The organism is Myxococcus sp. MH1 (genome assembly GCF_059738865.1).
Map to the genome: position 1 here is coordinate 9,649,412 of NZ_AP026947.1, position 14,205 is coordinate 9,663,616.

Below are 14,205 nucleotides of genomic sequence, written 5' to 3' on the forward strand. Positions count from 1 at the left end.
GAAGGCCGGCCGGATGGCGGCCGTGGAAGCGGGGCCTCTGCCCTGGAATGGCGCCGGCGAAGGTGGGGTTGACCCGAATCCGACCCTCTCGTGCCAGGGGGAGGCAAACTCCTCACTTGAGAAGACAATGTGCGCGGAATCACCGCGTGCACCGGTGGCGGGGGTGCGGTTAGGATCGCAGCGCGACGGAGGAGATGGCGATGACGATGAAGCAGGTGGACCCGGGCGTGGAGATGGCCCCAGCCCCGGTGCTGGATGTGGTGGGCCTCCCCAACGACCTGATGGCGGCGGTGAAGTTCACCCTGCCCACCGACGAGGACATGACGGCGGTGGCGGCCCTGCGCGCCAGCTCCGAACCCTGGAAGAGCCGGGGTGAGACGCAGGAGGACAGCCTCAAGGCCCTGACCCAGCTCAAGCCCTTCATCCACGTGGCCCGGCTGCAGAGCCAGATCGTCGGCTACGTCACGGTGGAGCGCGACGGCCCGGTGCCCGGCGCCGCCTACCTGCGCAACATCGTGGTGAAGCCGGAGCTGCGCAAGAAGGGTCTGGGGATGGTGGTGCTGGAGCAGGCGCTCCGGGCCGCGCGGGACATGTACCGCAAGACCATTGCCCTGCGCGTGGACCCGTCCAACGCGCCCGCGGTGGGCTTCTACCGCAAGGCGGGCTTCACCACCGTGGCCACGGTGGTGTCCAAGAAGTCCGGCAAGCTGCGGCTCCTGATGTCGCGCGAGCTGTAGTCCCGCGCCGTGGCGCACCTGGCGGGAGGCCGCTTGCCTCCCGCCCTCGCTCCGAGCGGGCCCTCAGGGGCCCCGGAGCCCCCTCCCCCACCTTGGCGAATCGACTCCGTCCACCGCTGACAGGTGGGTGTGGGGCCCACTGCGCGTGGCGACGGCAGGCGGGCGTGGCGCGGGGGAAGAAGCGCCAGGATGGACCGGGGGGTGGGCGCATTCGACGCGTTGTCGACTATCCTGCGGACCACCCCCGCGCTTCGCGCTTCGCCCCAGCCCGAGTCGACTTCCGCATGAGACCCCTTGCTGAGCTGTTGCGCCATCTGTCGCGGCCTGGAGTGACGGAGCTGACCCTGGCCACGGGCCGACCGCCGATGATTCGGGGGAGCAGTGGCTATGAGCCGGTGGACCCGGCGGCGGTGACGACGGAGGACGTCGTGCGCGCGCTGCAGGCCATGGTGGGCGTGGCCCGGGCCTCCACCGTGTCGGATTCACCGTCGCAGTGGTCCGTCAACGCCAACGGGTTGGGCGCGCTGTCCATCGCCGCCCAGCGCCGGGGCGACCTCATGCACCTGAGGCTGTCGCGCGCGGCGGAGGCGGGCGCCACGGCGGCGGCTCCGGCCGCATCGACGGCGGCGACCGCGGCGGCTCCGGCGACCGCGCGAGCTCCCGCCGCGGCCGTGCAGGGCGCGGCAGGGTACGGCGGACAAGCCGCTGCTTCAGCGGGCGCCTCCGCGCAAGGCGCGGGACAGGGCGCGGCAGGGTACGGCGGACAAGGCGCTTCGGCGGGCTACGCCGCACAAGGTGCGGGACAGGCCACGAGCGCGGCAGCCGGGTACGGCGCACAGTCGGCTGCGAGGAACGTGGCCACCGGGGGCCACGGCGCGCAGGCCGCGTCACCGGGCGCGGCGGCCGGTTACGGTGCGCAGGGCACCACGGGACAGGCCACGTCGCCGGGCGCTTCAGCGGGTTACGGCGCGCAGCCCGCTTCGGCGGGCTACGGCGCACACGACGCGGGACAGGCCTCGTCACCGGGCGCATCGGCGGGCTACGGCGCACAGGGTGCGGCGGCGCAGAACACCGCGACCGGGTATGCCCCCTCGCAGGGCGGGTATTCGAGCGCGGGCACGCAGGAGGCCGCGCGGAACCTCGCGGCGTCGCGGCTGACGGGTGGGGCCCGGGACCTGGCGGTGGTGCTGGAGCAGGGCCGCAGCGTGCGCGCCAGCGACGTGCACGTGGTGGCCGAGCGCCCCGTGCTCTTCCGCCTCGCCGGGGACCTGGTCCCCCAGGGCGGCGTGCTCGACGCCGCGCGCGTGGAGGGCATGCTGCTGCCCGTGGTGCCGGAGCGGCTGCGCGCCGTGCTGGAGCGCGACGGCAGCTGCGACTTCTCGCTCGACTCCCCGGAGATGGGGCGCTTCCGCGTCAACGTCTCGCGGCACCGCACGGGCCTCAAGGGCACCTTCCGCGTCATCGCCCGCGACATCCCCACGCTCGAGTCGCTCGGCCTGCCCCAGGACATCGCGAAGGCCACGCACCACCACCAGGGCCTCATCGTCATCACCGGCCCCTCCGGCCATGGCAAGACGAGCACCCTGGCGGCGCTGGTGGACCTCATCAACAGCCACACGTCCCACCACATCCTCACCGTGGAGGACCCGGTCGAGTTCGTGCACCCGCGCAAGAAGGCGCTCATCAGCCAGCGCGAGGTGGGCGCGCACACGCGCACCTTCGCCAGCGCGCTCAAGGGCAGCCTCCGCGAGGACCCGGACGTCATCGTCGTGGGCGAGCTGCGCGACACGGAGACGGTGCGCATGGCGCTGGCGGCCGCGGAGACGGGCCACCTGCTCATCAGCACCATGAACACGCCGAGCGCGGCGAAGACCATCGACCGGCTCATCGACCTGTTCCCGCCCGCGGACCAGCAGCAGGTGCGCCTGTCGCTGTCGAGCGGCCTGCGCCTCATCGTCAGCCAGCGGCTGATGGCGAGCGCGGACGGCAAGAGCATGGTGGCCGCGGCGGAGGTGCTGCCGGGCTCCGTCGCGCTGGGCAACCTCATCCGCGACAACAAGACGTACCAGATTCCCTCGCTGCAGCAGCGCGGCAAGAGCCTGGGCATCGTCCGCTTCGAGGACTCGATGGCGGACCTGGTGCGCGCGGGCAAGGTGAAGCTGGAGGTGGCCAAGGGCTTCGTGGACAACCCGGACGAGCTGGAGGCGGTGGTGACGGGACGCAGGCCGGGCACGGCGGTGGCCGCGCCGGAGACGCCGCAGGACAGCGCGCGGCTGCTCAGCAAGATGGGCTCGCTGATGGGAAGGAAGGGGGGCTGAGATGAGCACGCCACGCATCGCCCAGTTCTTCGACATCCTCTTGGAGCAGAAGGGCAGCGACCTGCACCTGAGCGTCGGCTATCCCCCCATGGGCCGCATCCGCGGGGAGCTCACGCCCCTGCGCGAGGCGGCGCTGACGACGCAGGAGCTGGAGGGGCTGCTCTTCGAAATCGTCAACCCGGCGCAGAAGCGACAGATTGTCGAGGAGCTGGACCTCGACTTCGCCTACGGCTACGGGACGAAGGCGCGCTTTCGCGCGAACTACTTCTACAAGCAGACGGGCCTGGGCGCGGTGTTCCGCACCATTCCGAGCAAGGTGCTCACGCTCGACGACCTGAAGACGCCCGACATCGTGCGCAAGCTGGCCGAGCGCCGCAGCGGCCTGGTGCTGGTGACGGGACCGACGGGCAGCGGCAAGTCCACCACGCTCGCGGGCATGGTGAACCACATCAACCAGACGCGCCCGGCGCACATCCTCACCATCGAGGACCCGGTGGAGTTCGTCCACGAGTCCGCGAAGGCGCAGGTGACGCACCGCGAGGTGGGCCCGCACGCGTCGAGCTTCGCCACGGCCATCCGCTCGGCGGGCCGCGAGGACCCCAACGTCATCCTCATCGGCGAGCTGCGCACCAACGAGACGATGAAGCTGGCGCTCCAGCTGGCGAGCTTCGGCGTGCTGGTGTTCGCCACGGTGCACACCAACAGCGCGCCGGCGACCATCGACCGCATCATCAACTCGTTCCCCGCGGACGAGCAGGCGCAGGTGCGCGGCATGCTCGCGGAGAGCCTGGCGGGCATCGTCGCCCAGCAGCTCATCAAGACGGCGGACGGCAAGGGCCGCGTGGCGGCGCTGGAAATCCTGGTGGGCGGCGCGGCCATCGCGGCGATGATTCGCGAGGGCAAGGTCTTCCAGATTGCGTCCAAGATGCAGGCGGGCCAGGGCCAGGGCATGCAGACGCTGGACATGCACCTGGAGCGCCTGGTGCGCGACAACGTCATCACGCCCGACGCGGCGCTGGAGAAGGCCCAGGACAAGGAGAACCTGGCCAAGGTCATCCAGCGGCTCAAGCCGGACTGGGTGCTGCCGGAGTCGATGAAGGCGTAGCGCCCGTGTCAGGAATGCCGTGGCATTTCGTCCCTCGCGCCCGCGGGAGGGGCGACATGCTCTACGGCGACGAGAAGTCCTTGCAGATGGCGCGCAGCCTGTTGCCCTCGCAGTGGAGGGAGAAGGCCCGTTGGTATCGGGCCAGCCAGAGCCGGAGCACGCGGCGCGCCGTCCGGGTCCGCGTCTCCCGGCTGGCGCTGGAGCCGGACCTCTTCGAGGACTGCGCCGACCTCGACGAGGATGCCGCGTCGAAGATGGGCTGGGTGGTGCACCGTCGACGCCGGTCCGACAAGGTGAACCCGTTCATCCGCTGGGCGAAGCACCGCACCGCCGAGGAGCCGAGGGACTCCCGCCTGAGTCGCATCCGAGGCGTCGTGCCGGAGGGCCTCATCGGCGCCCACGCGCTCGACCATTTGCGTGGCGACGAGCATTTCATGAGCACCGCGGACCTGGCCTCCTGGGAAGCGCGGCGATGGGTCAGCAAGAACCGGTGGCGCTCTGAACGGGGGTTGATGGCGCAACTGCTGCGGCGACTGTTGCGCATCGCTGGAGGGCAGAAGGCTTTCAACGGGTACCTCAAGCGAGCCTCCGCCAAGGGCTGGAGCAAGCGACTCGGGCACGATGGTCAGCGCCACACGGTCTTTCACGGCGACGACTCACTCCGGCTGTTGATGGGGGTGCACGACGTGCGTCCCTTCCTGGACGCCATCGAGGTCCACGCGCGCACACCCCGAGACTGGAGCCGGCCTCAAAGACCCGCGTCGACCCGGGGGCCTGCGCTGGACTTCCTTCGCGCCTTCCACCGCCACACGTTCGACCTGGACGCCACGCTCAGGAGCCTCCCGGTCCCCAAGCTGACGAACCTGCCGCCCTGAGACTCCTGGTGCGCGTGCGAAGTCGGTGGTGGGCGACAGGTCCCTGAACCAGGATGGGCGCATGATTCACGGTCTGGAGCAGGTGGACACCGAGCGGCTGCGGCTGCGCGCCTTCCGCGAGAGCGACGTGGAGGCGATGTTCGAGCTGCACAGCGACCCGAGGACGAACCTGGTCGATGCCTCCGCCGCGATGAGTACGCGGGAAGAAGCGCGGGAGCTGCTGTCGCGGTGGCTGGGGGATTGGGCCGAGCGGGGCGTGGGGTACTGGGCGGTGGAGCGGCGCGAGGCGCCCGGCGTCGTCGTGGGAGTCGGGGGTGTGCGGCACAAGCCGCTCGAGGGGCGGACGGTGTTGAACCTGGCCTATCGGTTCTTCCCGTCCACGTGGGGCTCGGGGTTCGCGACCGAGGTGAGCCTGGTGGCGCTGGAGAAGGCGCGGCTGCACCTGCCGGAGGTTCCGCTGGTCGCCATCATCCATCCCGACAACGTGCCCTCCGTCCGCGTGGCGGAGCGACTGGGGCTGCGCTTCGAGCGCATCATCCCCTACGGGACGGGAGACGTTCCCCACCGGCTGTACGTGGTGGGGTGAAGTCCCATCGAAGCACCTTCTTCTACAGGCGCGCGCGCAGGCCCTCGCGGAACAGCGTGAACACGGCCTGGCCGCAGCGGTCGGAGGCATCCGCGCGGGCCCTGGCCACGCGGACCTCGTAGCGGAGGCCCTTCAACAGCAACTGCTTCGTCTCTCCCACGGAGACCGTGACAGGCGCCGAGTCGCGTCCCCGTGGTCCCTCGAAGCGCAGCCTCGCGCCACGGGTCCGCTCGCCCGGCTTCGCTTCACAGCCCGCCAGCTCCCAGTGCACCTTCAGCTCCGGCACGAGCCCCGGAGGCAACAGGACCTCTCCGTCCGGCGTCGTGGGCGCGCTCGGCACCGTGAGCAACAGCAAGCGCCCCTGCTCGTCTCGGAGCGTGTCACCCGCGAGGAGCGCAGGTTGGTCGCCATCACCGGACAGACAGCTCGCGGGCTCGCGATGACTGGCCCACGTCAAGATGCGCCCGGTCAGATCCGCCAAAACCTCCGGCACCGTGAGCCCGTAGCTCACGCCTCCGTGCACTTCGCCTTTCGCGTACTGGAGGACCGAAGCCCACTGGTCCGCGTGGCGGTAGGCGCCTCGCAGCTGTCGGGCCACCTGGAACTGACGCTCCAAACGAGGCCCCTCGCGCTCGAGCGCCAGCGTCTCCGGCTCCTCCTTGAAGGCCACCTCCACCCTCCCCTCTCGCCACAGCTCGTCACAGGCCCGATGCGAGTCGGTCGTCGCGGAGGAGCCCCAGGCGGGCGACGCGGCCCTGGGCGTTCGGACCTCCGGCGACGCCATGACCATGGCGCCCGCTTCCCGAGAGACAGGCGCGCGACCGCCATCGTTCGAAGAAGGAGAGGACCCACCTGACGCTGTCGTGGACGACTCGCCAGCGTCCGACCGCGCGGGCTCTGTCCGGGACAGGCACGCTGTGTGGGCGAGCGCCAACACCAGTCCCCCACTCGCGACGAGCACGCGCGACGCCGCGCGCCACCTCGGCCGCCCCCAACCGTCACATGCGACCTCTCGCCTCATCATCGCGGATGCCTTTTCATCGCCCGGACGGTTCCACGCGCAACATGAGCGCGGGGCCACTTCGAGAGGCCTCGCGAGGCACGCGTCTCGTCGTCCCGCCTGGCCTCCGGTCCGGGCCCATCAGAGACACTCCGCGTACAGCAGCGTCCCGTCCGCGGACACGTGGAAGTCCCGCCCCTCCACCCGCCCCCGCGCCAGCAATCGCTCCCGCTTGCGGCGGACGTCCTCACGCCTGCGGCTCACCGAGCGCTCCTCGTGCGGAACCCGAGGCTGGAACCGCGCGGGCCCGCCCTTGTCATCCGGCGCGTACCGCGTGAGCAGCGAGCGCTTCACGCCGCGCTCCGCGCCGTCATCCGCATCCCCGTCGTCGGTGAAGTCGACCTCCAGCGAGCCCCACTCACCCACGTCACAGTCACACGAGCCACACCCCGGGAAGCTGCATCCGAGGAACCCGTCCCGACAGGAGACACACTCGTACTTCGGCGAGGAGCCACACGTCGCGCAGCCGTTGTCGCCGAACGAGTACGAATGCCAGCCGGAGTGACTCACGCCCGTGAACTGGTAGCGGTAGTTCATCACGCTGTCGTGCACCACGCTGTACTGTCCCCCCACGTCGTTGCCGTTGTGGTCCAGGTCCAGGTTGTGCCCCAGCTCGTGGATGAAGGTGCCTCGCTGCTCCTGGATGCTCGGGCTGCTGAAGCAGCCCATGCTGACGATGAGGTCATTGCCCAGCATCTCCGCCTTGCCCGAGGAGCACGTGCTGAGGCTCGTGTGCCGGTACGCCCACATCGCATAGTGGAAGTACGGCCGGCGCTCCGGGTTCGTCGACGAGAAGTGGCTGCCCTTCAGTGAATAGAAGTCCACGCCGCCCGTGCAGCTCCCGTAGCAGACCACCTCGCTCCACGGCAGCGGGTTGTCGATGAAGGCATGCAGCCGCACGCTCCCACCCGAGTCCTGCGCGAACACCGCCGCCGCGTCCGCCACCAGCCCCGCATAGGGCTGCCGGGTGAGGTACGGGTTCGTCGGGTGCTGCATCCAGTCCACCTCCACGAAGATGTCCCGCTTCGTGGGGCTCCCCCACTCGGAGAAGGAGAAGCCGTCGTTGCCGAACACCTCCAGCGTGTCCGGGATGCCGTCCCCATCCGAGTCCTCCTCGTCGACCTGCAGCCCGAGGAGCGGCTCCAGCGCGTCCGACAGGCCGTCCTCGTCATCATCATTGTCGTCGAAGATGGTGGACCAGAGCTCCTCGTCGTGGATGAAGCTCGCCGTGCCCGTGCTCCCGGGGAAGCGGCCCACCACCACGCGCTGCGTGCCCACGTTCTGCGTGCTCGCCGCGGTGACGAGCGGGTAGTACTTGGGGCCGCTGTCGTCATCGTGCTGCAGGTACTCGGTGTTCGAGCGCAGCAGGAAGAGCAGGTGGTCTCCACCTCCCGGCGTGGCCGCCGAGGCCCGGAAGGTGTCCTTCGCATTCCACGCGAAGAGCACCGGCACGCCCCCGAAGGGCTGATTCGTCAGGATGCGCTCGTTGTTGCGGTACACGCTCGCCGTGCCGCCGCGCCCGTCCGCGTAGGCGCGAACCCAGACGCGGTAGTAGCCCGTGTCCGGCGCCACGAAGGTCACGCACGAGCGCGTCCCGCCCAGGCAGTCATCGCTCACCGCCACCTGGCTCCAGCCGCTCCTGTCCCGCAGCACGTGCAGCACCGTGTCCGGCGCCGAGCCCGAGAGCTCCCGCGTCTCGAACGTGTAGCTCTGTCCGGCCTCCAGCCAGGTGCTCAGCCAGATGAAGCTGCCCCAGTCCCTCGGGGCCACGTAGTGCGGCCCTGCCCACGCCAACATCGGTGCCAGCAGCACGACCGCGCGCAGCGCTCCCATGAAACCCTTCATCGCGTCTGCTCCCCCTGGAAGAACCATTCCTTGAACGTGTCCTGCGCCCGGGCTCGGTCCTCGGGCGAGAGCTCCCGCCACTTCTCCTGCTCCCGCGCGAGCGCCTGCCGGTAGCGGGCATCCACCTCGCGCGCCCGCGCATCCTCCGCGAGAGGGGCGGAGAGCTTCGCGACCAGGTCGAGCGCCGCGTGGTAGCGCCGCTCCAGCCGTGCGCGCGTCTCGGGGGTGGCGTCCATGAAGGCCCGCTCCGTGCGCGCCACGAGCGCGGACAGGTCATCCACCGACTCCTCGCGCAGCAGCGCCTGCTCCTCCGCCGTCAGCGGCACCAGCGCGTCTTTCGCGAAGCGCGCCAGCGCGGAGTCCGGGGGCACGAGGCCCGCGACCTGGACCGTCGCTCCACCCGCGCCCTTCACCTGCTCCACACGGAGCCCGGGCTCCGGCATCGCCTTCGGAGGGTCGTTCGTCGCGGGTGACGGGGACGTGGCCACCGCAAGAGGCTCTGCGGCTGGCGCCTCACGCCGCCCGGGTGGCACCGACACGCAGATGCCCAGGGTGACGAGCACCGCGCCCAATATCACTCCACTCAAGCCTGCTCGTGCGCGCATCCGCCCCCCTCGCGCCTGATGCTAGCACCCGTCCCAGGCCACGCGGCGGCAGGGCCACCTCCGCCCGGTCTCCAACACCCCGTGCTCATGCCAGGACAGGCCCTCACGGGATGAATCCTCTCTCACCCGACACATGCCCTCCGGCCCCATGGCCGACGGGACCTCAACGCGCCTGGCGGGAAAGCTTCGGTCGCCCGTGACCAGGAGCGGCCCTCTCGCTCAACGGACACCCGCTACCGTGTGGAGCTTGTTGTCCGCGAGCTTGACGTCCCCCTTCCGGCACCTCCCCTCCCTGGAGCCGCAAGAGGCCGGCGCGAAGACATGCGACGAGGCCCTTCAGCTGGTGGGGCTCGACAGGCGTCCTGCTCAACGAAGACGCGTCGAAGCCCCGCTCACGGGTGCGCCCCGGCGGACGCCGGCATCGGACCCACTGAGAGCGGGAGGCCCGGATTGGGCGTGAGAATCTCGCAGCCCTCGCGCGTCACCAGCACGGTGTGCTCGAACTGCGCGGAGAGGCTGCCGTCCACCGTCACCACCGTCCACTCGTCCTCCAGGATGCGGATGTCGGGACGCCCCAGGTTCACCATCGGCTCGATGGTGATGACCATGCCCGAGCGCAGGGTGATGCCCGTGCCCTTCTTGCCGAAGTGCGCGACGTGAGGAGGCCCGTGCATCGAGCGGCCGATGCCGTGCCCGCCGAACTCGCGCACGATGCTGCACCCCTCCTTCTCCGCCAGCTCCTGGATGGCCGCGCCGATGTCGCCCAGCTTCGCGCCATGGCGCACCACGGAGATGCCGATGTCCCGACACCTGCGGGCCACGTCCACCACGTGCCTCGCGTCCGCGGACACCTCGCCGATGCAGAACGTGGCGGAGGTGTCCCCGTGATAGCCATTCAGGTTCGTGGTGACATCCACGTTGATGATGTCACCAGGCGCCAGCCGCTCGTTCGGGTCCGGCACGCCGTGACAGACGACGTGGTTGCGGCTGGTGCAGACCGTGGCCGGAAAGCCGTGGTAGCCCAGCTGGCTGGGGATGCCGCCCCGCCGCGCCGTGTCCTCGCGCACCCACTGGTTGATGTCCTCGGTGGAGATGCCCGGCGCCAGCCGCCGCGCGACCCAGGCGAGCGTGCCGGCGGCCGCCGCGCCCGCCAGCCGCAGACGCTCGACCTCCGCGTCCTTGAAGAGTGGAGTTCCCATGGCGGGACAAGGTGACCGTCCCGCCCGGGAGCGTCCAATGCTGTTTCAGCATCGTCCCCGGACGTCAGGGCGTGTAGCAGTTGAACTGCATGGTGTAGACCGCCCAGAACTCCCTGTCGTCGATCTCCCGGCAGTCACCCCGGGTCTCGACGACGTTGCAGAAACCCTGGGGACAGATGGCATTGGCCTTCACCCGGGCTTCGATACGCGCGGTGGTATAGGCCCCCGCACAGGAGAAGCCAGAGCCGTCCCCCATGGTGCCGTGCAGCGAGGTGCCGCAGGCGAGCGCCTGCGAAGCCCCCGCCGTCTCCGGGACGAAGTCCTCCTCACCCGGGTCTCCTCCGTTGCACGCGGCCACGAGAGGAAGCAACAGAGACATCCCCAGACGCCAGCTGTGTCGTGTCATCCGAGCGAGGCTAGCGAGCGGACCCTCCGGGCCTCCATCGTGGAAACCCACGCCAGGATGCCCAGTGACAGCGGCCTGGCGTGAGTCCTACTCGGCCTCGTCGGCGAGCGATTTCCAATCGAGTCGAGGCGTGAGCACCAGCGTGCCTTCCCTGGGCACGTCCACGTCGCTGACGTGGAAGCGTGGCAGCGCCTTGCTCGTGAGCAGGAGCGTGGCCCGGCCCGCGGGGACGTGTCGGAAATACAGCGCGTCCTCCCCCCACTGCGCGCTCAGGCCCGGGGCCATGCACGCCCCCAGCTCCTCCTCCTTCGTCGGATGCGCGACGCCCCCCGGCACCAACGCGACGCTGAGGTCTTCGTGGTAGGGCACCACCAGCTTCACGATGGCACCCGCCGTCAGGGCCTGGAAGGAGACGGAGGCCCGGCCGCGCTCGGGGACCACCACGCGCTGGGGAAGGAACGTGGGGGACTCCTGCTCCGTGTACCGCGCGGGAAGCACCGAGACGACCCAGGTGCCCGGGGCCAGCCCACCCTTCCAGGCCTGTCCCCGTTCGAGAGGACTCGTGGCCCAGTCTCCATCCGGGGCACTGAAGTACGCCACGTAGCCGTCCAGGGGGCGGCCGCGGGCATCCTTCGCCGTCACGCTCACGAGCGCCGTGGGCTCCAGTCTCGCCGTCACCTCCTCCTGGCCCTCGCCCACCGACAATCGCAGCACATGGTGGCCTGCCGGCTCACGGAGCGTCAGGGTGAGCGGCCCCGGCGCCAGCTCCTGTTCCTTGAAGAGGAACAGGCCTTGCGCATCCGAGAGCGTCTCCAGCTCCCTCGACTCCGCAGCCGCGGCCTGCGCGCGCGCGGAGACGGTGACTCCCGCCAATGGCTGGTCCGTCAGGGCATCCACGACGCGGCCTCGGAGACGACGGCCTCGCTCCAGCCTGATGTCTCCCAGGTCGAGGTCCGGCGCCTGCGGGCCCCCGTCGATGAGGCGCTCCGCGGAGCGCAGTCCCTCGGCCGCGAAGAAGTACCGCCTGGAGGAGACGTGAGGATTCCGGGGGAACGAGAACGTCCCATCCTCGGACTCCACCAGCTCGCCTCCCGCCATGAAGCGACGAAGGGGACTTCCGTCGGGGCCGACGACGCGTCCCCGGACCCGGGCCTGGCGGTCCATCACCAGCCGCAGCGGCGTCGTGCCGGAGGGCACACGGAGCGCGGGCTCGTAGAGCGTGTCCTGGATGATGAGGCTGCGGTGGACACCGCCGTGGGTCTGGAGCACCGCCTGCGTGGCGGCATCCAGGCGCAGCGCGTAGCCGGGCTTGAAGGCCGTGATGGCGTGCGCGCTGGGGCCAAGCCCTCGCAGCACGAAGCGGCCGCTCGCGTCGGTGGGAACGCCCCGGTCGAAGCGCTCCACCATCTTGAGGATGGCGGGCCCCCCCGGGGGCAGCGCATCGCGCGGTTCGGCGCGGACGAGGACCCCTTCGAGGGGGGCTCCCTCGGCGTCGACGACAAGGCCCTCTCGCGTCTGCCCCTCGTCGAGGCGCAGCTCCACGCGCGTCACCGCATCGGCCGCGACCTCCACGTCGCTCCAGGCCCGCTGGTCCACGCTGTCCGTCGTCCGCTCCACGACCACCCGGTAGCGTCCCGGAGCGAGTCCCCGGCGCGTGAACCGCCCCTGGGTATCCGTCCTCGTCGCGTTCAGCCTGAGCTCATCCGTGAAGAGCTTCAACACCACGGAGCCCCCGACGAGCGGATGTCCACGCCCATCCACCACGTGTCCCTCCACCGTCGCACCGACGCGCACGATGATGTGCACGTCGCGCGCTGGCACCTTGACGAGGACGGGCGCGTCGAGGAAGTCCGGTGTGTCGACGACGACCTCGTAGTCACCAGGCTCGGAGGCATCCAGCGTGAAGCGGCCCTCGGCGTCCGTGGTGTCGTCCTCGGTCTGCTCCGGACGACTCCCCTCCCCGACCCAGCGGAGCCCGACGGGGACGTGGGTGACGGGATGTCCCGCCCCATCCGTGACCCGTCCGGTGAGGGAGTACGCGCGCGCCAGCGTGAAGTCCTGCGTGCCCGTGTCCGCGGACACGAGGCGCTGCTCGGCCTTTGACGGCTCGAGCCAGCCCTTCGCCCGGAGGGTGAAGTCCCAGGCTCCGGGTTCCACGGGGCCCAGGCGATAGCGCCCCTGCGCGTCGGTGACGGCCGTCAGCGGCTCGCCCTGCTGCGCCGAGGAGGCCAGCTTCACGCTCACGCCCTCCAGCGGCTGTGAGGCGTCGTCGAACACCGTGCCCTCGACGTGGAGCGCGCTGCCCAGCTCCAGCGTCACGTCGCGAAGGGAGGACGCACCGAGGTCCAGTCGGGTGAGGGCGTAGAGACCTTCGTGCTCCGCGGTGAGGGTGTGGTGCCCCGTCGAGAGCTCGAAGGTGAAGGCGCCTCGGGCGTCCGTCCTTGTCTTCGTGGCCTTCGGATTCTCGGGGGCGCTGGTCCGGAGGGCGCGGACCTCCACGTCCTTCACGGGCACACCGCGGGACATCACGCGTCCGGAGACAGCGCGCACCGGACGCAGCTCCAGGTCCCATCCCGAGGTCCCCGTCGTCACCGCCGGGGACCAACCCTCTTTCGACGCGAGCACGAGATAGTCTTCGCGCGGCAGGGGACCGAGCTGGAAGCGCCCCGCGTTGTCGGTGCGCGTGTCGAAGAAGCGCGTGTGCCCGCGGCTCACCACGGTGATGGAGACGTCGGGCAGCGGTGCGCCTTCGCTCGTGACCTTTCCTTGTCGCTGCGTGCTCGCCTCGAGCACCAGTTGCACACCCCGGCTCCCTGCTGGAATGCCCGGGTGCACGGTCGCGCCGCTCCCGGAGAGGACCCAGAGCGACTGAGGGCCCTCGGGAAGCCCCTCCAGGACGAAGGTGCCGTCCCGCGTCGACACCGCCTGCGCGAAGACGGGCGCCTCGCCTTCGCGCGCGAGGAGCCGCTGCACGATGAGGTCCTCCGTCCACGGCAGACACCACGGCAGGCTCCTCGTGCGCGGGAAGACGGACACCACCTCTTCAGCCGGGTCCCCCGGCCCGGGAGGCGGCGTGTCCTCGGGGCACGGCAGCGCTGAAATCGTCTCGCCCTCGATGGGCCAGGAGGCGGAGACCCGGGCGCCGGTGACGGGCTGTCCCCACGCGTCCACGACGGTGCCCTGGATGCGCAGCCCCGCGGCGGCAGGGGGCCTGGGGGGCGCGGTGCGAGGGAGCGTGCCGCCCGAGCGGGTTCGGGTGTTGCCCTCGGGCTGGGACTGCTCGGGGCCCAGCAGCTTCCATGAGAGGAGCGCCATCGCGCCCAGAATCAGGAGGGTTCCCCCTATCCACCCGCGCATGCTCCAGTTCCTGCCGTCCGACATGAGGGATTCGAGGATATCAGCGGGCGGCCGGTCGCCCTCCTGCTGGATTCGGAACAGGGGCGGGGGATGGGGGGTGCACGTCGGGGGG

At 70.6% G+C, this 14,205-nt stretch carries 11 protein-coding genes; 5 read left to right on the top strand and 6 right to left on the bottom strand.

The annotated features are described in order from the left end of the window. Positions 1 to 200 precede the first annotated feature (200 nt). From AC6JA9_RS38140 to AC6JA9_RS38160, 5 genes are all read left to right on the top strand, one after another. The gene (locus AC6JA9_RS38140) at positions 201 to 737 is read left to right on the top strand and encodes a GNAT family N-acetyltransferase (protein WP_141331932.1); all 537 of its coding nucleotides are present in this window, start codon (positions 201 to 203) and stop codon (positions 735 to 737) included. 284 nt (positions 738 to 1,021) lie between these two features. After that, a complete protein-coding gene (locus AC6JA9_RS38145) occupies positions 1,022 to 3,055 on the top strand; it encodes a type IV pilus twitching motility protein PilT (protein ID WP_497958614.1) in 2,034 nt (677 codons plus the stop codon). A gap of 1 nt (position 3,056) precedes the next feature. Continuing rightward, entirely contained in the window at positions 3,057 to 4,160 is a 1,104-nt protein-coding gene (locus AC6JA9_RS38150; protein WP_426744804.1) for a type IV pilus twitching motility protein PilT, read from the top strand. Between the two features lie 56 nt (positions 4,161 to 4,216). After that, positions 4,217 to 5,035: a hypothetical protein gene (locus tag AC6JA9_RS38155; RefSeq protein ID WP_497958615.1), complete on the top strand. Its 819-nt coding sequence runs from the start codon at positions 4,217 to 4,219 to the stop codon at positions 5,033 to 5,035. Positions 5,036 to 5,096: 61 nt separating this feature from the next. After that, positions 5,097 to 5,621, top strand: coding sequence for a GNAT family N-acetyltransferase (locus AC6JA9_RS38160; RefSeq protein ID WP_223750679.1), 525 nt, complete (start codon positions 5,097 to 5,099; stop codon positions 5,619 to 5,621). A 22-nt stretch (positions 5,622 to 5,643) separates the two neighbouring features. On the opposite strand, the gene AC6JA9_RS38165 is transcribed toward AC6JA9_RS38160, so the two are convergent. The 6 genes from AC6JA9_RS38165 to AC6JA9_RS38190 all read right to left on the bottom strand — a co-directional run bounded on the left by AC6JA9_RS38165 (position 5,644) and on the right by AC6JA9_RS38190 (position 14,117). Beyond that, on the bottom strand, positions 5,644 to 6,411 hold the full coding sequence (locus AC6JA9_RS38165) for a hypothetical protein (protein WP_223750678.1): 768 nt from the start codon (positions 6,409 to 6,411) through the stop codon (positions 5,644 to 5,646). Positions 6,412 to 6,762: 351 nt separating this feature from the next. Continuing rightward, positions 6,763 to 8,526 carry a zinc metalloprotease gene (locus AC6JA9_RS38170; protein WP_497958616.1) on the bottom strand — a complete coding sequence of 588 codons (1,764 nt, stop codon included), beginning with the start codon at positions 8,524 to 8,526 and terminating at the stop codon, positions 6,763 to 6,765. After that, positions 8,523 to 9,131 carry a hypothetical protein gene (locus AC6JA9_RS38175; RefSeq protein ID WP_497958617.1) on the bottom strand — a complete coding sequence of 203 codons (609 nt, stop codon included), beginning with the start codon at positions 9,129 to 9,131 and terminating at the stop codon, positions 8,523 to 8,525. The genes AC6JA9_RS38170 and AC6JA9_RS38175 overlap by 4 nt, the downstream gene beginning before the upstream one ends. Positions 9,132 to 9,523: 392 nt before the next feature. Beyond that, positions 9,524 to 10,330, bottom strand: coding sequence for a type I methionyl aminopeptidase (gene map, locus AC6JA9_RS38180; protein ID WP_223750676.1), 807 nt, complete (start codon positions 10,328 to 10,330; stop codon positions 9,524 to 9,526). Positions 10,331 to 10,394: 64 nt separating this feature from the next. Then, a complete protein-coding gene (locus AC6JA9_RS38185) occupies positions 10,395 to 10,709 on the bottom strand; it encodes a hypothetical protein (protein ID WP_223750675.1) in 315 nt (104 codons plus the stop codon). 114 nt (positions 10,710 to 10,823) lie between these two features. Beyond that, positions 10,824 to 14,117, bottom strand: coding sequence for a carboxypeptidase regulatory-like domain-containing protein (locus tag AC6JA9_RS38190; RefSeq protein WP_497958618.1), 3,294 nt, complete (start codon positions 14,115 to 14,117; stop codon positions 10,824 to 10,826). Positions 14,118 to 14,205 lie beyond the last annotated feature (88 nt).

Bases quoted from the DNA above. Each gene is read 5' to 3' on its own strand.
- AC6JA9_RS38140 (WP_141331932.1), top strand. From the start codon at position 201: ATGACGATGAAGCAGGTGGACCCGGGCGTGGAGATGGCCCCAGCCCCG.
- AC6JA9_RS38145 (WP_497958614.1), top strand. From the start codon at position 1,022: ATGAGACCCCTTGCTGAGCTGTTGCGCCATCTGTCGCGGCCTGGAGTG.
- AC6JA9_RS38150 (WP_426744804.1), top strand. From the start codon at position 3,057: ATGAGCACGCCACGCATCGCCCAGTTCTTCGACATCCTCTTGGAGCAG.
- AC6JA9_RS38155 (WP_497958615.1), top strand. From the start codon at position 4,217: ATGCTCTACGGCGACGAGAAGTCCTTGCAGATGGCGCGCAGCCTGTTG.
- AC6JA9_RS38160 (WP_223750679.1), top strand. From the start codon at position 5,097: ATGATTCACGGTCTGGAGCAGGTGGACACCGAGCGGCTGCGGCTGCGC.
- AC6JA9_RS38165 (WP_223750678.1), bottom strand. From the start codon at position 6,411: ATGGTCATGGCGTCGCCGGAGGTCCGAACGCCCAGGGCCGCGTCGCCC.
- AC6JA9_RS38170 (WP_497958616.1), bottom strand. From the start codon at position 8,526: ATGAAGGGTTTCATGGGAGCGCTGCGCGCGGTCGTGCTGCTGGCACCG.
- AC6JA9_RS38175 (WP_497958617.1), bottom strand. From the start codon at position 9,131: ATGCGCGCACGAGCAGGCTTGAGTGGAGTGATATTGGGCGCGGTGCTC.
- map (WP_223750676.1), bottom strand. From the start codon at position 10,330: ATGGGAACTCCACTCTTCAAGGACGCGGAGGTCGAGCGTCTGCGGCTG.
- AC6JA9_RS38185 (WP_223750675.1), bottom strand. From the start codon at position 10,709: ATGTCTCTGTTGCTTCCTCTCGTGGCCGCGTGCAACGGAGGAGACCCG.
- AC6JA9_RS38190 (WP_497958618.1), bottom strand. From the start codon at position 14,117: ATGTCGGACGGCAGGAACTGGAGCATGCGCGGGTGGATAGGGGGAACC.